The 17,531-nt window shown below is 33.4% G+C and carries 18 protein-coding genes and 1 pseudogene; 9 read left to right on the forward strand and 10 right to left on the reverse strand.

Annotation, left to right across the window (positions count from 1 at the left end):
- Positions 1-63: 63 nt before the first annotated feature.
- On the forward strand, positions 64-750 hold the full coding sequence (locus AABM59_RS01035) for a zinc metallopeptidase (protein WP_338407128.1): 687 nt from the start codon (positions 64-66) through the stop codon (positions 748-750).
- A 67-nt stretch (positions 751-817) separates the two neighbouring features.
- On the opposite strand, the gene AABM59_RS01040 is transcribed toward AABM59_RS01035, so the two are convergent.
- From AABM59_RS01040 to AABM59_RS01050, 3 genes are all read right to left on the reverse strand, one after another.
- Positions 818-1,288 (reverse strand): Lrp/AsnC ligand binding domain-containing protein, encoded by a 471-nt coding sequence (locus AABM59_RS01040; protein ID WP_338407129.1) that lies wholly within the window; start codon positions 1,286-1,288, stop codon positions 818-820.
- A 176-nt stretch (positions 1,289-1,464) separates the two neighbouring features.
- Positions 1,465-2,214, reverse strand: coding sequence for a uroporphyrinogen-III synthase (locus AABM59_RS01045; protein ID WP_338407130.1), 750 nt, complete (start codon positions 2,212-2,214; stop codon positions 1,465-1,467).
- 12 nt (positions 2,215-2,226) lie between these two features.
- Entirely contained in the window at positions 2,227-2,898 is a 672-nt protein-coding gene (locus tag AABM59_RS01050; protein ID WP_338407131.1) for a DUF4271 domain-containing protein, read from the reverse strand.
- A 184-nt stretch (positions 2,899-3,082) separates the two neighbouring features.
- Here AABM59_RS01050 and AABM59_RS01055 point away from each other — a divergent pair, with 184 nt between their 5' ends.
- From AABM59_RS01055 to AABM59_RS01065, 3 genes are read left to right on the forward strand one after another with little or no spacing between them, the layout of a single operon-like run.
- A complete protein-coding gene (locus AABM59_RS01055; protein WP_338407132.1) occupies positions 3,083-3,808 on the forward strand; it encodes a polyprenol monophosphomannose synthase in 726 nt (241 codons plus the stop codon).
- 12 nt (positions 3,809-3,820) lie between these two features.
- Positions 3,821-5,161, forward strand: coding sequence for a dihydroorotase (locus AABM59_RS01060; protein ID WP_338407133.1), 1,341 nt, complete (start codon positions 3,821-3,823; stop codon positions 5,159-5,161).
- An 11-nt stretch (positions 5,162-5,172) separates the two neighbouring features.
- Positions 5,173-5,736: a DUF4296 domain-containing protein gene (locus tag AABM59_RS01065; protein ID WP_338407134.1), complete on the forward strand. Its 564-nt coding sequence runs from the start codon at positions 5,173-5,175 to the stop codon at positions 5,734-5,736.
- On the opposite strand, the gene AABM59_RS01070 is transcribed toward AABM59_RS01065, so the two are convergent.
- Positions 5,731-6,720 carry an NAD-dependent epimerase/dehydratase family protein gene (locus tag AABM59_RS01070; RefSeq protein WP_338407135.1) on the reverse strand — a complete coding sequence of 330 codons (990 nt, stop codon included), beginning with the start codon at positions 6,718-6,720 and terminating at the stop codon, positions 5,731-5,733. The two genes, AABM59_RS01065 and AABM59_RS01070, sit on opposite strands and share 6 nt — an antisense overlap.
- Positions 6,721-6,827: 107 nt before the next feature.
- Between AABM59_RS01070 and tyrS the strand changes: the two genes are divergently transcribed.
- The 3 genes and pseudogenes from tyrS to AABM59_RS01085 all read left to right on the forward strand — a co-directional run.
- A complete protein-coding gene (gene tyrS, locus AABM59_RS01075; protein WP_338407136.1) occupies positions 6,828-8,126 on the forward strand; it encodes a tyrosine--tRNA ligase in 1,299 nt (432 codons plus the stop codon).
- A 32-nt stretch (positions 8,127-8,158) separates the two neighbouring features.
- Complete coding sequence (locus AABM59_RS01080; protein WP_338407137.1) at positions 8,159-8,356, forward strand: hypothetical protein; 198 nt, start codon at positions 8,159-8,161, stop codon at positions 8,354-8,356.
- A 29-nt stretch (positions 8,357-8,385) separates the two neighbouring features.
- Positions 8,386-8,613 (forward strand): annotated as a pseudogene (locus tag AABM59_RS01085) (type II toxin-antitoxin system RelE/ParE family toxin); the annotation flags it as partial.
- 66 nt (positions 8,614-8,679) lie between these two features.
- Here AABM59_RS01085 and AABM59_RS01090 read toward each other — a convergent pair.
- The 3 genes from AABM59_RS01090 to AABM59_RS01100 form a co-directional block, all read right to left on the reverse strand.
- The gene (locus AABM59_RS01090; protein ID WP_338407165.1) at positions 8,680-9,744 is read right to left on the reverse strand and encodes an acyl transferase; all 1,065 of its coding nucleotides are present in this window, start codon (positions 9,742-9,744) and stop codon (positions 8,680-8,682) included.
- Positions 9,745-9,825: 81 nt separating this feature from the next.
- Positions 9,826-10,683: a T9SS type A sorting domain-containing protein gene (locus AABM59_RS01095; protein WP_338407138.1), complete on the reverse strand. Its 858-nt coding sequence runs from the start codon at positions 10,681-10,683 to the stop codon at positions 9,826-9,828.
- A 281-nt stretch (positions 10,684-10,964) separates the two neighbouring features.
- A complete protein-coding gene (locus tag AABM59_RS01100) occupies positions 10,965-11,330 on the reverse strand; it encodes a membrane-binding protein (protein ID WP_338407139.1) in 366 nt (121 codons plus the stop codon).
- Between the two features lie 246 nt (positions 11,331-11,576).
- On the opposite strand from AABM59_RS01100, the gene AABM59_RS01105 reads away from it, so the two are divergent.
- Positions 11,577-11,735: a hypothetical protein gene (locus AABM59_RS01105; RefSeq protein WP_338407140.1), complete on the forward strand. Its 159-nt coding sequence runs from the start codon at positions 11,577-11,579 to the stop codon at positions 11,733-11,735.
- Between the two features lie 19 nt (positions 11,736-11,754).
- Here AABM59_RS01105 and AABM59_RS01110 read toward each other — a convergent pair whose 3' ends face one another.
- The 3 genes from AABM59_RS01110 to AABM59_RS01120 all read right to left on the reverse strand — a co-directional run bounded on the left by AABM59_RS01110 (position 11,755) and on the right by AABM59_RS01120 (position 16,602).
- Positions 11,755-12,093 carry a T9SS type A sorting domain-containing protein gene (locus AABM59_RS01110; protein ID WP_338407141.1) on the reverse strand — a complete coding sequence of 113 codons (339 nt, stop codon included), beginning with the start codon at positions 12,091-12,093 and terminating at the stop codon, positions 11,755-11,757.
- Between the two features lie 434 nt (positions 12,094-12,527).
- The gene (locus AABM59_RS01115) at positions 12,528-13,637 is read right to left on the reverse strand and encodes a hypothetical protein (RefSeq protein WP_338407142.1); all 1,110 of its coding nucleotides are present in this window, start codon (positions 13,635-13,637) and stop codon (positions 12,528-12,530) included.
- Positions 13,638-13,845: 208 nt separating this feature from the next.
- Positions 13,846-16,602, reverse strand: coding sequence for a TonB-dependent receptor (locus AABM59_RS01120; protein ID WP_338407143.1), 2,757 nt, complete (start codon positions 16,600-16,602; stop codon positions 13,846-13,848).
- A gap of 214 nt (positions 16,603-16,816) precedes the next feature.
- Here AABM59_RS01120 and AABM59_RS01125 point away from each other — a divergent pair, with 214 nt between their 5' ends.
- Positions 16,817-17,500, forward strand: a complete 684-nt coding sequence (locus tag AABM59_RS01125) for a response regulator transcription factor (RefSeq protein WP_338407144.1) — start codon at positions 16,817-16,819, stop codon at positions 17,498-17,500.
- Positions 17,501-17,531 lie beyond the last annotated feature (31 nt).

The raw sequence follows: 17,531 nt of genomic DNA on the forward strand, positions 1-17,531 counted from the left end.
TGTTTAATTTGGCTCAAAATTTGATTAAAGTTTGTTGTAAAAATTAATTTAAAAAAGAAATTTATGTTAGGATTTAGTTTGCCATCGATGATTTTAATGGGCGGTATTATGCTAGCCAGTTGGTTAGTAAGCTCAAGATTGAAAAACAAGTTTGAAAAATACTCCAAATTACAATTGCGAAACGGAATGTCGGGACAAGAAATTGCCGAAAAAATGCTTGCTGATCATGGAATTACAGATGTAAAAGTGATTTCGGTGGCGGGCCAATTAACGGATCATTACAATCCTACGGATAAAACCGTCAATTTGAGTGAAGCGGTTTTTAATCAAAGAAACGCAGCAGCAGCAGCAGTTGCGGCCCACGAATGTGGTCACGCCGTACAACACGCAACGGCTTATGGTTGGTTAACGATGCGTTCTCAATTGGTTCCCGTTGTAAACGTTGCGTCAAAATATATGCAATGGATTTTAATTGGAGGTATTTTGATGCTGAATACTTTTCCAGGGTTATTGTTAGTTGGGATCGTAATTTTTGCTGCCACTACCGTGTTTTCGATTGTCACTTTACCCGTGGAGTACGACGCGAGTAATCGCGCATTGGCTTGGTTAGAGAACAAAAACATGCTTTCACAACAAGAACAAGCGGGTGCAAAAGATGCTCTTAAATGGGCTGCGAGAACTTATGTTGTTGCTGCTTTGGGATCAATCGCTACCCTGATGTATTATGTTTCTATATTCAATAGAAGGTAATTCCAGCTTGTTTTAAAAAACACAATCCGCCTTAATTTTATTGAGGCGAATTTTTATTTATTCTAATCTACAATTGAATTTGCCTATCGATTTGTTGATCCAGAGAAATGAAGGTTTCTGTTCTAGAAACACCTTCAATTGCTTGAATTTTTGTGTTTAATAAATGCATCAAATGCTCGTTATCACGGCAAATAATTTTTATTAAAATGGACCAATTCCCAGTTGTATAATGACATTCCAGAACTTCTGGTATTTTTCTAAGATCTTTTACGGCCTCTGCGTTTCTGGCGGCTTTGTCTAAATAAACACCAACAAATGCCATAGTATTATAGCCCAATACTTTATGGTTTACCACTAATTTAGACCCTGATATCACACCAGATTGCTCTAATTTTCGAAGTCTTTGATGAATGGCAGCACCAGATATTCCTATTTTGTTGGCGATTTGAAGGATTGGTTTCCGAGCATCTTCCATTAAGAAACGTAAAATTTCCTTGTCGATTCCGTCGATTTCTACAACTAGAGAGTTAATTTTCATGAGTTATTATTTGAAACTAAATTTTAGAGTTTAGTTTTAATTTGAAACCAAATTTAAGTAAAAAACAAATAAAGCAAAGAATTTTTATTTTATGTTTTGCAAACAGTGTAAAAAAAAACCGCGTTTGTCGCGGTTTTTTTGTAATTTTTATTTTGTAAATGAATTTCAGTACGATGTTATTTTCCTTTATTTGCTTCTGCAATGTATTTTTCCAAGGCCATTGACATAGACGGCGTTTCTGGAGTTGGAGCCAGAATGTCAATTCTTAACCCAGCATCCAGCGCTTCTTTTTGTGTTGAACTTCCAAAAACAGCGATTCGTGTTTCATTTTGCTTGAAGTCAGGAAAGTTCATAAATAATGATTTTATTCCTGTTGGGCTAAAGAACGCCAAAATATCGTAATAGACATCAGCTAAATCTGATAGGTCACTCATAACCGTTTTGTAAAATGTCGCTTGTGTCCAGTCAACTTTGAGGTTGTTAAGGGTAACCGGTGCATCAGGGTTCAATTGATCTGATGCTGGCAACAAAAATTTCTCGTCTTTATATTTTTTTATTAACGGGGACAAATCGGCAAAATCTTTTGGACCAACATAGATTTTCCGTTTGCGATACACTACATATTTTTGAAGATAAAAAGCAACAGCTTCTGATTGACAAAAATATTTCAGACCTTCAGGAACTTTATAACGCATTTCATCTGCAACCCTAAAAAAGTGATCCACAGAGTTTTTACTTGTTAATATAATGGCGGTAAAATTATTAAGATCAATTTTTTGAAGTCTGATTTCCTTAGCGCTAACCCCTTCTATGTGGATAAAACATCTGAAATCAATTTTAACTTTATGTTTTTGTTGAAGCTCAAAGTAAGGAGAATTCTCCACTTTAGGCTCGGGCTGTGACACCAAAATTGTTTTCACTTTCATATCTAATATTTTCTAAGCAATATCTTTTGTAAACAAATAGTACATGAAATAATACGGTGCTATTTCGAGAGCGCAAAGATATAAAATAAAATAAAACAACTTACTGAATATTAAATTTTGATAATTTTTTATTGAGACTAAATAAGTTAAAACGTTTGTTGTCAAAACGATACCTATTAGCACGAATAAAATATTTCTTGAAATGGAGTCGTAATAAAACAGAATAACATTGATTGGAAGCATAAATAATCCAATATAGGTTCTGTAAGTGACTTTTTGAAGGTTAAATTGTTCAACAAATTCCTCCATGTCAAATGCGGTGGCGATAATTTTTTCGATTAGAAATTTCGATAATATAAAGAAAACAAGGAAAGTAATTATTTGGATATACAAAATCCAATCTGTTTTTGAAGCGTAACCAAAATGTGCCATCGAAAGCTGAATAAAGAAAGCCAATGAAATGAGTTGTACAAAAAACAAAGAAATAGTAAAACCACTTTTGAGGTGAATACCGTCCCGGTATACTTTAATATACTTATCTGAAAAAATTAAATTAGCAAAGTCTGCAAAACGATTTTCAAAAACTGATTTTGTAAACGCAATGACAGCAAATGACATCACGAATAATGCCGTTGCCCATTCTTTATTTTCTATTATTCTAGGATGTAGTACGTTTTCAATCATGACGATGCAAAATTACTGATTTTTATTTCATTCTTTTTATTATAATTTATTATGAAATCACCGTGATTCAAAATGTAAATATACTGGAAGAACGGCGACACCCCATTCCTTTAAAAACAAATAGTATTTTCGTAGGAATGAAATCGTATAAAAAGTTTACTTTTGCCTTGAAATTACTCGAAACATGAACGATTGCATTGTTATAATCCCCACCTATAATGAAATTGAAAACATCGAAAGCATCATTAGATCGGTACTTTCGCAACATAAACAGTTTCATATTCTCGTCATTGATGACAATTCACCAGACCAAACCGCCGATAGGGTAATGACACTTCAATCCGAATTTGAAGGTAAATTATTTATAGAAAAAAGAGAAGGTAAATTAGGCTTGGGAACCGCTTATGTTCATGGTTTTAGATGGGCTTTAGAGAAAAGGTATGATTATATTTTCGAAATGGACGCCGATTTTTCACACAACCCAAATGACCTTGAAAAACTCTATGATGCTTGCCATTTTGGAGGCGCTGACCTATCCATTGGCTCTCGTTATGTAACTGGAGTAAATGTTGTAAACTGGCCTTTGAGCCGAGTTTTAATGTCTTATTTTGCCTCTGTTTATGTGCAAATTGTCACAGGAATGAAAATCCATGATGCCACGGCGGGATTTATTTGCTATAAGAAGCAAGTGCTTGAAGGGTTAAATTTAGATAAAATTAAATTTGTGGGATACGCGTTTCAAATCGAAATGAAATACAGAACATTTTGCAAGAATTTTCAAATTGTCGAAGTACCCATAATTTTCACCGATAGAACAAAAGGACAGTCTAAAATGAGTAGCGCCATTTTTAAAGAAGCCGTTTTAGGAGTTATTGCACTCCGATTGAAAAAATTAGTCAACACCTTATAAGGGAAAGAGAAAATGAATAGGGTTTTAATCAAGAACGCCAAAATAGTAAACGAAGGAACTATTTTTGAAGGAGATGTCTTAATAGAAAACGACATAATTGTCGAAATTTCAGAAAGCATTAGTCCAAAATCATCAGAATGTCACATCATTGATGCCGAAGGAAATTATTTAATGCCCGGGGCAATCGATGATCAAGTGCATTTTAGAGAACCTGGACTCACACACAAAGGAGATATAGAATCAGAGTCAAAAGCAGCAGTTGCTGGCGGAATAACATCTTACATTGAACAGCCCAACACGATTCCTAATGCCGTAACACAGGAGGTTTTGGAGCAAAAATACCAATTGGCTTCTGAGAAATCGTATTCGAATTATTCGTTTATGATGGGCGCGACAAATGACAATTTAGAGGAAGTTCTAAAAACAAATCCGAAAAACGTAGCTGGAATAAAAATATTTTTGGGGTCTTCTACAGGAAATATGTTGGTCGATAATGAAAACGTTCTAGAAAGAATATTTTCAAGTACACCGATGCTTATTGCCGTGCATTGTGAAGATGAAGACACCATTAAAAATAATTTGAAAAAATACAAAGAAGAGTTTGGCGGGGATGTCCCGGTAACCGCGCATCACCTTATTCGCAGTGAGGAAGCCTGCTATATTTCCTCTTCCAAAGCGATTGCCCTAGCCAAAAAAACAGGAGCCAGATTGCATGTTTTTCATCTTTCGACCGCTAAGGAAATGGATTTATTTACGAATAAAATCCCTTTGGAAGAAAAGAAAATAACGGCCGAAGTTTGCATTCATCACTTATGGTTTACTAATGAGGATTATGCTATTAAAGGCAATTTAATAAAATGGAATCCCGCCGTAAAAACAGCGAATGACCAAAAAGTTTTATGGGAAGCCTTGCTAGATGGAAGAATTGATGTGGTCGCCACAGATCACGCCCCTCACACATTAGAAGAAAAGAAACAACCGTATTTAAAAGCACCTTCTGGCGGACCACTTGTTCAACATGCCGTTGTAGCGATGTTTGAAGCCTATCATCAAGGAAAAATAAGTATTGAAAAAATCGTTGAAAAAATGTGCCATAATCCAGCCAAAATATTCAAAATTAAAAAACGTGGTTTCATTAAAGAAGGGTATTATGCTGACTTAGTTATCGTAAATCCAGGATTGCCTTGGAGCGTTAAAAAAGAGAATATTCTCTCTAAATGTGGATGGTCACCATTCGAAGGATTTACTTTTAAATCTAGAGTCACTCATACTTTTGTAAACGGGCAACTTGTTTATTCCGCTTTTAAAGTAAAGGATATTCGCGCTGGAAAACGGCTATTGTTTGGCAGATAAATATAAGAAAGATGAAAAAAATAATTCCACTTTTAGTTGTTGTTTCTATTCTTGTCAGTTGTAAAAAAGACATTGTAAAGACGCCTGATCATCTTATTGAAAAAAATAAAATGATAAATATTATATATGATTTGTCAATTTTAGAAAGTGTAAAAACGACAAATCCAACGTCACTAGACAGTTTTAAAATAAACCCAACCGAATATATTTATAAAAAACATAAAATTGATAGTGTTCAATTTGCGCAAAACAATATCTATTACGCATCTGACTACAAGGCTTACAAGGCAATGTTCGAGCAGATAAAGTCGCGATTAGAGAAAAATAAATCCTTGATGGATACCTTAATTAAGATTGAAAGCAAGAAAATTACGGCTCAAAAAAATAAAGAAGGGAAACTAAAGGCCGAAAAAAAAGCAAAGACAAAAATAAAAACGAATAAAGGTTCCGATTCAATAAAAAAGCTAAAAAAAGGAACTATATTAAAAAAAGAGACTGATTTAACAAAAAGAATTACAAACATAAAAGCAGTTGATTCAATAAAAAAATCAAAGAAAAAGAAGAAATTTTTATAGGCTTGAAATTTCTTTTACATAGTCATGAACATCCAAGAATTTGAAACCCAAAGTGTTTTTAATTTTCTCATTCGAATACAAGTTTTTAGAGTAAGAAGCTTTGGCAGTAGCTCTATCCAAATATCTTTTCTTCCTGAAAATAGTCGAAGAAACCCAATCGATTCGCCATAAAATCCCAATCATTAAGGGACTTAAGTAGATTGAATGTTTTTTTATTTTAGCCGCTTTGGCAACACTCTCAAAAAAATCTCTGAAAACAACATTTTGTGCAATTAAAGTAAATCTTTCATTTTTTGTTTCACTTTTTATCAACTCGAACATAATTTTAACAACGTCCGTAACCGAAACAAATCCCATAGAGCCGTTGGTGTAAAACGGCAATCCGTTTTGTATATTCTTTAAAAGTTTACCGCTTCCTTGATCCTGAAAACCAGGGCCAATTATAACTCCAGGGTTAACGATTACAGCATTTAGTCCTTCTTGTTGCCCTCGCCATATTTCCATTTCGGCGCCATATTTAGAAATAGCATAATCACTATGAGGTTTTTCTGGATTCCATTCTGTTTCTTCGGTGATGACTTTCTCGTTTTCTTTTAAGTCTCCAAGAGCTGCCGTAGAACTCACAAAACAAAGTTTTTTTATGGATTTTGCAATGCAAAAATTGACAATATTTGCAGTTCCTTCGATGTTTATTTTTCGAATTAAATTTTCATCGTTTGGGTCAAACGAAATCAAAGCGGCGCAGTGATACACATAATCAATGTTTTCGAAAGCAATTTCTAGTGAAGGAACATCGATGATATCAGCTTTGATCCATTCTATTTTTTCAAATAAATTCTCTTTTTTGTAGAGATAGAAAAGGGTTTTTGTTTTCTTAATCGTTTTGGCATCTCGATATATGGCCCGAACACTTTCTTCATTTTCGATTAAATGAAGCAGTAAATGCGCGCCTACTAATCCCGTTCCTCCTGTTACTAAAACCATATTGCGAATTTACGATTTTTGTTTTACTAATCATCATTGAAATTGCCATTGAAATTGATATTGCTATTGTTTTCCGAATTGCTATCTTTGTCAAAATTGATTATTAAATGAAAAACATTATTACCGAATTACAATGGCGTGGATTGGTTCACGACATCATGCCAGGAACGGAAGATCAATTATTGAAAGAAATGACCACGACTTATATTGGTTTTGATCCCACTTCTGATTCTTTGCATATTGGAAGTTTGGTGCCGATAATTCTTTTGGTTCATTTGAAAAACTTTGGTCACAAACCCATCGCATTAATTGGCGGAGCAACCGGAATGATTGGCGATCCATCGGGAAAATCAGACGAAAGGAATTTGCTTGATGAAACTACTTTGGCTAAAAATGTCATTGGAATAAAACAAGTATTATCCCGATTTTTAGACTTTAATTCCAAGGAAATAAACGCCCCAGTTTTAGTAAACAACTACGATTGGATGAAGAGTTTTACCTTCATCGATTTTGCTCGTGAAGTGGGTAAAAGAATCACGGTTAACTATATGATGGCCAAAGATTCTGTCAAAAAACGTTTGACAGGCGACGGCGAGGGAATGTCGTTTACGGAGTTTACCTATCAATTAATTCAAGGATACGATTTTTATCATTTGCATAAACACTACAATTGCGTTTTGCAAATGGGCGGTTCAGACCAATGGGGAAATATCACGACAGGAACCGAATTAGTGCGCAGAATGAATCCAAACACCGAAGCCAAAGCTTTTGCAATGACTTGTCCGTTGATTACTAAAGCCGATGGTTCCAAATTCGGGAAATCCGAAGGTGGAAATGTTTGGCTTACCGCCGATAAAACTTCGGTTTATAAATTCTATCAGTTTTGGTTGAATACTACCGATGTTGATGCAGAAAAATACATCAAGATTTTTACTTTTTTAGGAAAAGAAGAAATCGATGTGTTAATCGAAGAGCATAAAAAAGCTCCTCATTTACGAGTTTTGCAAAGAAAATTGGCCACAGAATTAACTGTATTTGTTCATTCGAAAGAAGATTTGGAAAAAGCCATAAAAGCATCTACTATTCTTTTTGGAAATGCCACTGCCGATGATTTAAAACAACTGGATGAAGCTACATTTCTAGAAGTTTTTGAAGGGGTTCCTCAAGCAGAAATTGCTAGAACTGAAATCGAAGCTGGAATCAACATTGTTGATGTTTTAAACGAAAAAACAGGATTTCTAAAATCAAATGGTGAGGCAAGACGTGCTTTGGCAGCCAATTCTATTTCGGTAAATAAAGAAAAAGTAACCGAAGAATTTGTGCTTTCTGCCAAAGATTTAATCAACAATCAATTTGTGTTGCTGCAAAGCGGAAAGAAAAATTATTTTGTGATTCGGGTTAAATAATTTTATAACTTTACTTTAAATAAATGAAAGCTATGGAAACTCAATTTTTGACAGATAAAAAAGGAAAAAAAACAGCAGTTTTGTTGCCAATTGAAAAATACAATAAAATGATTGAGAAATTGGAAGATTTAGAAGATGTTCGTCTTTACGATGAGGCAAAATCATTAAATGAACCTTCAGTGTCAATTGAAGAGGCATTTAAAATAATTGAAGCCAAACGCAAAAGCTAGTGGTGACTTAACGCGTTACTTTAAAGAAAAAAGCTATTAAAGCTTTGATAAGAATAAATGAGCCTCATTATTCTGCAATCAAAAAACAAATCTATGATTTAGCAGATAATCCTCGGCCGCAAGGTTATAGAAAGCTGAAAGGCAGAAAAGGATATAGAATTCGTGTTGGAGATTACAGAATTATCTATGAAATTTTCGATTCGATTCTATTAATTGATGTCATAGATTTAGGTCATCGTAAAGATATTTATGAATGATAATATTTGTGATTAGAACTGCATAACTCATAACCCCTAACTCATAACTCATAACTCATAACTTTTTCAAATAACCATCAAATTACAACCTCGAATATCAGAGTTATCAAAACGTCCCAATACTTCGAAAGAGTTGTTGGGATTTTTTTTGCCCAAATCTTGCGTGGCGATAAAAGAACAAGAGTTTATATTGGCCAAATCAATTACGTTGATTCCGCCAGTTTTTCCATTTCCGACATAAGTCAAAGCATCTTCGGTATCGCGAATGAGGATTTGCATCCAAGAAGGACATTCAAACACGCCGTTTCCTAACGAATACGCTTGCGATAATAATTCGGTCATTCCATACTCAGAATGTATGGCTGAGACGCCAAAACCTTGGCATAGTTGTTCGTGTAATTCTTCCCGAATCATTTCTTTGCGACGGCCTTTCATTCCGCCAGTTTCCATTATAATGGTGTTTTTTAGATTGAATTTTTGTTTTTTTGACAGTTTTTCAGTTTTTTGCCCAAGGTTGTCAGGAACCTTCTTTTCTTTTTCAATTGATGAACTTTTATTATTGAAGGTTTCAATTAAATCTAACAAAGCATAAGTTACGCCAATCAAAATCACGTTTTGTCCCGCAGTATCCAATCGTATTAATTTCTCGATGAGTTCGTCGTGGTTGTGAAGATAAAATCCACTTTCGGGATTTTTGGTTCTATTTATTAAATCTTCGACCATATAAATTAAGGAGGAACCTTCGCGTTCTAAATAGGAAGGAAGCAAAGCCAAAACCACATAATTCTCAATGTTACCATAGAATTGAGAGAACCCTTTTCGATAACTTTCTTCGTATAAAGAAACATCGGTAACGAAATGCTTGCTCGTCAATGTTCCGGTAGTTCCGCTGCTGGTAAAGGTTTCTTGAATAGGATTTGTATTAGAAACTACTTTGTGACTTTTAAAAAATTGTATTGGTAAAAACGGGATTTGCTCCAATGATTTTACCTTTTGGACCTCCGTTTTTAAAAAATCGCAAAATTCATGATAGACCAAGTTGTTTTCATATTGAAACCGAAACACTTTAAGTGCTACTTTTTCAAATTGCTTTTGGTTAGAAATAGAAAATATGTCAGGAGTTGGCACCAAGAATTTTTTTCGCAAAGGTAATTAAATAAAAAAACTCCATTCAACTAAGTGAATGGAGTTTTGAAAAGGGGAAGAAATTAATTATTGAATAATTAATTTTCTAGTATCAGTATTTCCGTCTTCAGTGATTCTTACAATATAAGCTCCGCCTTTTAGGCTAGAAACATTTACAGCATTGTTTGAAGTTTTAGAGTTTAAAACTTGTTTTCCTAAGATGTCATAAACAGCAACCGTTTTAGCACTGCTGCTATTAGATGTAATATATAAATTACCATCAGTTACTGGGTTTGGATATACTTTAAGGCCATTAATATTAAATTCGGGTTTTGATAAAGTTGGGCTAAAACTTCCTAAAGAAACAATTGTTTGCAATTGAGCTCCTGGAGTGGTTAAACAAAGACCAGCAGTGTCAAGCGTGTTAATTGGAGTAATTGTCCAATCAGCTATAACAAAACCCCCAGTAGTAACAGTTCCGTTATTCCTTTTTGCGTATGTATCAAGCCATTCCCAAGCTAAGCCAGTTCCGTCTCCATCTATTCCGTATTGATCAATTACGGCGGTAGTAGAAGTGTTAATTATACGTACTTTGTCATCTCCGTTCAAATTCATAGTGCCTGACTCTATAGAATTTCCGGCTACAATTCCTGGAAATTCGGAGGTTGCAAGTGATAAATTAGCACCTGTCATAATAACATATACAAATTCATTTGTTCTTGTTCCAAAAGCAGCTAGACTTTGTGGAGCGGTCCAAGTCGTGTTAGCATTAGTTTGATTCTCCAATGTAAATAATGTGAAATCAACTGTTCCATTAGCATAAATTTCTAATACTTTTGGTATTCCACCTGGACAAGGACCATCAACTAAAGCGGTTAAAACTGGGTTTTGAGAAAACATTGCTGTTGCCAATAAAATAAAAGATAAAGTGTAAAATTTTTTCATAACATTTTTTTTAAAATTAGAAGGTAAATATAACAAAATATTTTTTCATTGAGAAAAATTCAATGTAAAAAAATCATTAATTTAAAACATAAAGGAGGTATAACCGTTTAATTATTAGTTTTCTACTGGCTTTGATGACCTCCTTCATTAACTTTGAAGATTCAAATACCTGGGGAAATATTTTTGGGACAGAAGAGTAAGTGGCATCAAAAAAAATAGCGACAAATACATTTGTCGCTATTTATAATAATTTATTTAATTTCCCCAATTAGGAATAATAATTAATAGCCATTCGCCATAGCGTTAGGAGTCCAGTTTTTAATTTCTGCTATTTTATTATTAGAATAATCAACTTCGCATAAATTTTTAACCAACGCTTCTTTTTCTTGAGTCCAAAAAAACCATTTACCGGTTTTAAGACCATTTGTATATTCGCCAGTAGCTGTTTTATTGCCTTTTTCATCATAAGCAAGCCAAACACCTTCTAGTTTTCCATTTTCAAAAAACCCTTGTTGCTGTATTTGACCATTTTCATAAAAATAAGTTGCTCTAATTTTTTTGCCAAACAATTCTAATACGGGTTTCGATTCTTGTGCGAATATTGTTCCTGTGAATAATATTGCCATTATAATTATATACTTTTTCATAACTAGAGTTTTTAATTTTGTTGCTTTGTTAAACAAATATAACAATTATATTTACATAAAAGACACATTTACTTAACAATTTGTTTACATTGAGAAAACTTAACATTGGAATTTCAAATAACTCAAGCCATTTTTTAAAATTCTAAACCCTTAAATAGCATAAAATAATGATTTTTGAGATTTTCTCTTTGTGATTTATACAATTTGTAGTTGCCAGTAAATGCGAAAGGTCGTAAAACTAACTTAATGTATTTAGGACACAAAAATATTCATAGTTTAGTTTCTAATAGCGCCTGGTTTTTTGAAGGAACAAATGAAGTATTGGTTATGAAACCTTTTGAAGTTAATTTTTTAATTCCGTTTAGAACTACAAAATCAATAGTCGTAAGTAAAACAGTAGGGTAAGTAAAAAAGAGGAGAAAACTTATTTAACGATTAGTTTTCTAGTGGCAGTAGCCCCGGCTTCGTTAACTTTGATGATGTAAACGCCTGGCGTAAGATTGGAAATATTCAATTCTTTTGAACTCATCATTTGTTGAAACACTTTTTTTCCAAGTACGTCAAAAATAATAATTTCCTTGTTTAAATCATTTTTCGAGCTGATGTATACTTTGCCATTACTCACAGGGTTTGGGTACAAGTTTAACCCTTCAATAGAAGTAGTTTCTTGAAGCTTTGGCTGTTGTCTTGCCTCTTGTGCAGAAAGATCAAGAGAAAAGAAAAAGACCAATAAAAGAGTAATATAAAAGTAATTTTTTGCCATCAGTATGATTTGGAGCAGTAAAGATATAAAAAAAACAGTTCAAATTGTATGCCATAATTAATAAAAATACGTTTTGAAGCTTGATTTAGAAAAAGAGTGTTCTAATATGTGTTCTTTAACAGATGTTGTTGTGCTAAATTTCGTTAAAAACGATTCTCGATACATTTTTTGTTCCGTTTTACTGCACAAAAAATACTGGAATAGACGTTTTTTAATAATTACACCCAACGGGTTAAGTAATATATTTAAAGCAGTTATAAATTTAGTACCATAAGCTGCATTTGTGAATTCGGATCTACTAGTAGCGCAAGAGGTTAAATTTATTTTGCTCCAGGAAAATAGTCATAAATAGAGAATCAAGCACTGGTTTTTAAATAAAAAAAACCGTCTAAAATTTTTTTAGACGGTTTCGTATTTAAAAATAAGATTTATTTTTATTTAGTCCAATCTGCCCAAGAAGGTAAAGTGGCACCATTACCAGCTCCATTTTGAGTAGTTACGTAAGTAGTGGTAGTATTGGTTGCGGTTACAAAATTTATTGTATTTACTTTAAATTCTCCCGCAGCAATTCTTGCGGTAGCCCCTGTACCGCCATCTATTTTAGCAAAAGTAGTAATACCATCTACAAATAGGTTTGTATAAGTTTGTATTCCACCACCTTCTTTAAAATTGATTGCTTTTTCAGAAGCAGTAAATTTAGCGTTTGCTCCTTTTACAATTGATATGTTAGATAATTTTGCGTTTGTCATTGGCAAAGCAACATCGTTAGCTCCGTTGTTAGAACCTTCAATGCCCGCAAATGAAATTCCAGAAATATATACGTTTGAAATTGTACCAACATAACCATCAGCATAATCTAACGAGTCATCATAGGAGTTTACGAGAACTAAGTTAGTAGCGTTTACGGCTCCACCAAAAAATTCAACAGCGTCATCACCACTTTCGTAAGTGTAAATATTTGATACTATGGTACCACTACCTACACCAAAGAAAGAAATACCGTTGTACTCTTTAGTAGCGCTAAATCGAGAACCAGTATATGAAATTTTCAAGTAATTGATTTCTCCAGATGAATCAGCATTGTTGTTACCACCGTAGCTCAAATCACCTACTTCAGATGATCCGTTGTCTCCTGTGTTTACTTTTCCGTCACCACATATAATCAATCCACCCCAGTTACCTTCTGCTTTCACATCTTTCCCAGATGTCATAACAACAGGTTTGCTCGCTGTACCATTAATGAAGATTTTTGCACCTCTTTCGACAGCAATATATATTGTTTTTGCTTTTTCAGTATCGGCCGTAGGATCCGACATAATTGTTGTTCCAGCAGGAATAATTAGAATGGCTCCTTTTCTTACAATTAGCCCACCGGTTAAAGTATACGTTTTTGTAGCATCTAATGATACGGTTCCATCTTCAATATTTCCTTTTAAATCAGCTGAATTTAATACAAAAGTGCTTTGAGGAATTACTTCGTCTTTAGTACAACTAGAGAATGCAATTGTCACGACGGTTAAAATTGCTAAAATTGATTTTTTCATTTTTGTTTAGTTTTTTATTTGTTTATTAACATTGCAAAGAAACACACTATACTTTTTTAATACGTTAAGGGATTATTACCTTGCTGTTAATATTTTTAACAATTCCTGTCATTTAATTAACATTAGGTTTACATGAGTGATTAATCTAAATATAAAGAGGTAGACGTTAGCTAACGACTACCTCTTTTAAAGCTTTAAAAAGTGTTTTTTAGAATTTATATTCTAGAGACAAACTCATATTAGAACCAATTTTATAGGAACTCACTAAGACATCATTCGATTGAATAGGGGCTTTGCTTTGCTCAGAGACTCTTTTGTAACTAGGGTTTAAAATATTTTTGTATGACAATCCTACTTTAAATTTTTTAGACAAATTAGATTTTAAAATAAAGTCTAATCTATCGACTGATTTATCGACAAGATTAGCTCTTTCCGAAGTTCCTAACACCGCTAATTTATCAGACACATAGGCATAAGTCAAAGTTGCCGTTAGGTCTTTATCATTGTTGAATTCTTTTGTAAAGGACACATCAGCATTTGCTAAAAGATCCGACGCTCCTGATAACTTTGAATTTTTGAAAGTGAAATTTGCGCCAAATCCGTTTTCAATAAGTACTTTCTGAGTGTTTAAATCTTGGTCATGGTACATGTAAGAACCATTAAAGCCAAAAGTTAATTTTTCCTTTAAATTGTTGTCGTCTTTTGTTTCATAAATATTTTTTCTGAACTCTAATTCAACTCCAGCAACAACAGCTTTTTCTCCGGTGTTGGCATAGGTAATATTCCCTGAAGATGAATTGGTAAACATTTCATTGATTGGGTTTTGTATTAATTTACCAAAAGTGGTTACCGTTAGCAATTCATCTTTACTAGGATATAACTCCCAACTTAAATCGACATTGTAATTTGTTGAAGCATATAATTTACTGTTTCCTTCATAAGTTTGCTCAACATCTTCAAAAAGTATTCTTACCTTTTCTTTAAACTGCGGTAATGTATAAGTGTTGCTTGCTGCAAATTTTAAATTTTGCTTTTCGTTTAATTTATATTTAGCGGTTAGACTAGGCAAAATCTTTACGGGCGAAAATGTAGATGCGTCACCGTCTGGTCTTAATAAAGATAGAAAATAAACGTATTGCTCTATTTGTTCTAATCGGCCTCCTGCAATAATTGATAATTTATCGTTAAAATTGTATAATAAATTACCGTATGCGGCATGAATATTTAAACGTCCAGAGTAAAACTGGGAGAGTTTACTAGCATTATCACCTGAATTTGGATTGAAATTAGCATCTCCTAAATACAAATCGGTATTATTAACACCTTCTATTGGAAAAAGGGTTTTGTTGTTTACAGGAAAAAATGAATATTGTTGAGAATTAAAATCAACATTTTTCATTTTGCCAGAATAGCCTAGCGTTACTTTTCCTTTAAAATCGTCTCCTTTTTTATTAAAACTGTAAGAGGTAGAAAGATTTGCTGAAAATTCTTTTTCTTCTAAACTTTGAAAATACCGATGGTTGTTAATACTAGAAGTACTAACAAAAGTGTAATCTGTTGATCCGTTTTGCGCAGGAGCAAAGGTATTCTGCATGCGGTCTGGAGTTGTATTATCTAAAACACTATATCCAACAGCCCAATTAGCATTCCATCTTTCATTAATTTTATGTTTACCTAAAAGCTGGTTAATAAATAATTGTGTTTTGTCAAAAGTACCACGTTTAATATAACCTATTGCATCATTCGAACCCGGAAAATCTATATTTGTCCCATTGTATTCACTATAATCCTGCGCAGTTGAATTTAAAAATAAAGAGGTGTATAACATGGAATTCCCGCTATTAATTTTGTAGTCAGCAGTACCCATTACCGTTGTATTGGTATTGAATTTATATGATTTTTTAAAATAATCAGTATTGATTGTTCCCTGAGCAGTTATTCTACCCCTACTAATTCCTTCGGTATATTTGTCATCCGCATCAAACGAGGCGGTAAAAAAAGTTCCGATACTACTGTTTTCCCCAACATTGAATTTTTTCCCTCCGGATAAAGAAAAATTGTTATTTAGCGTTCTATTGCTTTTTGTTCTATCCCAACTAGTTGCAAAGTTGTATGGCAATAAGGGGTCGCTAGGAGCGCTTACTTTCTTCAAACCAAAGTAAGAAGGGCCTTCTTGCAAATAAAAATTATCCAATTTTAATACATTTGAATTTGCTCCAATGGCTGCGCCTAATTTAAAGTATGGCGAACCATTCATTTTTTTTGATATGATATCAACATTTGCTCCTCCAAAATCAGCATAATTTTGAGATTCGAAAGTTTTACTAATACCTATAGATTCAACAATATCTGTAGAAAAAATATCCAAAAGAATATTTTTGTTTGCTGGATTATTCGATGGAAGCGGCAAGCCATTTAAAGTAGTTATGTTATAACGATCCCCTAAGCCTCTTACAAAAACACTTCCAGAACTTTCTTGTTTAGAAATTCCGCTAACCTTAGCGACAGCAGAAGCAACATCGCTTACGCCTTTTCTTGTTAATTCTTCGGATCCAATAGCTTGTTTGATCTCAACTGCATTTTTTTGCTCCATTAATAAAGCAGTTTCTTTCTCTCTGTTAACAGTTCTTTTAACAATAACATCCTCTAGTTTATAGCCTCCAGAACCTAAAGCTTTGTTTACAATTACGGTCTCCCCAGAAGTAACGGTTGTGGAAGTTTCCAAAGGATCATATCCAATAAAGCTAAATTGAACTATGTAATTTCCGGCCTCAATGTTTAAGGTATAGCTCCCGTTTATGTCTGTAGTCGTACTTATATTGGTTCCTTTAACAAATACATTAGCAAAAGGCAGTGTTTCGTTATTGGCATCTTTATCAGTCAGTGTTCCTGTAATAGTACCTTTGTTTTGTGAAAAGCCAATCGCGGTGATAAAAAGCGACAAGAGGATTAATCTAATTTTCATGAAAATTTTTTATGCAAAGGAAAAGTTATTTTGTAAAGTTTAAGTTAACCATTTGTTACCATTACATGTCTCAAACGTTATTAAATTGTAACGAAATTATTTTACAGTTAACTACGGTTTAAACCACTGTTTTATTGCTATATTTACAATCTAAATGGCAATCATTGTATGTTTTTAAGCTATAAACACAATGAATTTACTTTATTTTCTCAATATGAAAAAGCGAAACACGAAGATTTTACTAGTTGACGATGAGCCGGATATTTTAGAAATAGTGGGTTACAATCTTGCTCAAGAAGGATATCAAATTATTACAGCAACAAATGGTAGAGAAGCGATCTTAAAAGCTAAAAAAGAATTACCAGACCTAATTATTATGGATGTAATGATGCCAGTTATGGATGGAATGGAGGCTTGCGAAAACATTAGAAAAATTCCAGAATTAAATAACGTAATTATTACTTTCTTGACCGCTAGGAGTGAAGATTATTCGCAAATGGCCGGTTTTGATGCCGGTGCCGATGATTATATTACAAAACCAATAAAACCAAAATTATTGGTAAGCAAAGTTAAGGCATTGTTGCGACGATTGAAAGAACAAGAAAAAAATAGCGAAACGCTAAATGTAGGCGGAATCGAAATCAATCGGGAAGAATATAAAATCATAAAAGATAACGTCGTAATCGCATTACCAAGAAAAGAATTTGAACTGTTTTACTTGTTGGCTTCAAAACCAGGAAAGGTTTTCAAACGGGACGAAATTTTAGATAAAGTTTGGGGAAACGAGGTTATTGTGGGAGGGAGAACTATAGATGTTCATATCAGAAAACTTCGCGAAAAAATAGGAGAAGACCTTTTTAAAACTATAAAAGGAGTCGGGTATAAATTTGAAGTATAATTATAGTGTTCATTTTATGCTAATTACCAAC

The sequence above is a fragment of the uncultured Flavobacterium sp. genome (genome assembly GCF_963925185.1).
GTDB lineage: Bacteria > Bacteroidota > Bacteroidia > Flavobacteriales > Flavobacteriaceae > Flavobacterium.

What these genes read in the sequence shown, in the direction of transcription:
- AABM59_RS01035 (WP_338407128.1), top strand. Translation starts at nt 64, where the DNA reads ATGTTAGGATTTAGTTTGCCATCGATGATTTTAATGGGCGGTATTATG.
- AABM59_RS01040 (WP_338407129.1), bottom strand. Translation starts at nt 1,288, where the DNA reads ATGAAAATTAACTCTCTAGTTGTAGAAATCGACGGAATCGACAAGGAA.
- AABM59_RS01045 (WP_338407130.1), bottom strand. Translation starts at nt 2,214, where the DNA reads ATGAAAGTGAAAACAATTTTGGTGTCACAGCCCGAGCCTAAAGTGGAG.
- AABM59_RS01050 (WP_338407131.1), bottom strand. Translation starts at nt 2,898, where the DNA reads ATGATTGAAAACGTACTACATCCTAGAATAATAGAAAATAAAGAATGG.
- AABM59_RS01055 (WP_338407132.1), top strand. Translation starts at nt 3,083, where the DNA reads ATGAACGATTGCATTGTTATAATCCCCACCTATAATGAAATTGAAAAC.
- AABM59_RS01060 (WP_338407133.1), top strand. Translation starts at nt 3,821, where the DNA reads ATGAATAGGGTTTTAATCAAGAACGCCAAAATAGTAAACGAAGGAACT.
- AABM59_RS01065 (WP_338407134.1), top strand. Translation starts at nt 5,173, where the DNA reads ATGAAAAAAATAATTCCACTTTTAGTTGTTGTTTCTATTCTTGTCAGT.
- AABM59_RS01070 (WP_338407135.1), bottom strand. Translation starts at nt 6,720, where the DNA reads ATGGTTTTAGTAACAGGAGGAACGGGATTAGTAGGCGCGCATTTACTG.
- tyrS (WP_338407136.1), top strand. Translation starts at nt 6,828, where the DNA reads ATGAAAAACATTATTACCGAATTACAATGGCGTGGATTGGTTCACGAC.
- AABM59_RS01080 (WP_338407137.1), top strand. Translation starts at nt 8,159, where the DNA reads ATGGAAACTCAATTTTTGACAGATAAAAAAGGAAAAAAAACAGCAGTT.
- AABM59_RS01095 (WP_338407138.1), bottom strand. Translation starts at nt 10,683, where the DNA reads ATGAAAAAATTTTACACTTTATCTTTTATTTTATTGGCAACAGCAATG.
- AABM59_RS01100 (WP_338407139.1), bottom strand. Translation starts at nt 11,330, where the DNA reads ATGAAAAAGTATATAATTATAATGGCAATATTATTCACAGGAACAATA.
- AABM59_RS01105 (WP_338407140.1), top strand. Translation starts at nt 11,577, where the DNA reads ATGTATTTAGGACACAAAAATATTCATAGTTTAGTTTCTAATAGCGCC.
- AABM59_RS01110 (WP_338407141.1), bottom strand. Translation starts at nt 12,093, where the DNA reads ATGGCAAAAAATTACTTTTATATTACTCTTTTATTGGTCTTTTTCTTT.
- AABM59_RS01115 (WP_338407142.1), bottom strand. Translation starts at nt 13,637, where the DNA reads ATGAAAAAATCAATTTTAGCAATTTTAACCGTCGTGACAATTGCATTC.
- AABM59_RS01120 (WP_338407143.1), bottom strand. Translation starts at nt 16,602, where the DNA reads ATGAAAATTAGATTAATCCTCTTGTCGCTTTTTATCACCGCGATTGGC.
- AABM59_RS01125 (WP_338407144.1), top strand. Translation starts at nt 16,817, where the DNA reads ATGAAAAAGCGAAACACGAAGATTTTACTAGTTGACGATGAGCCGGAT.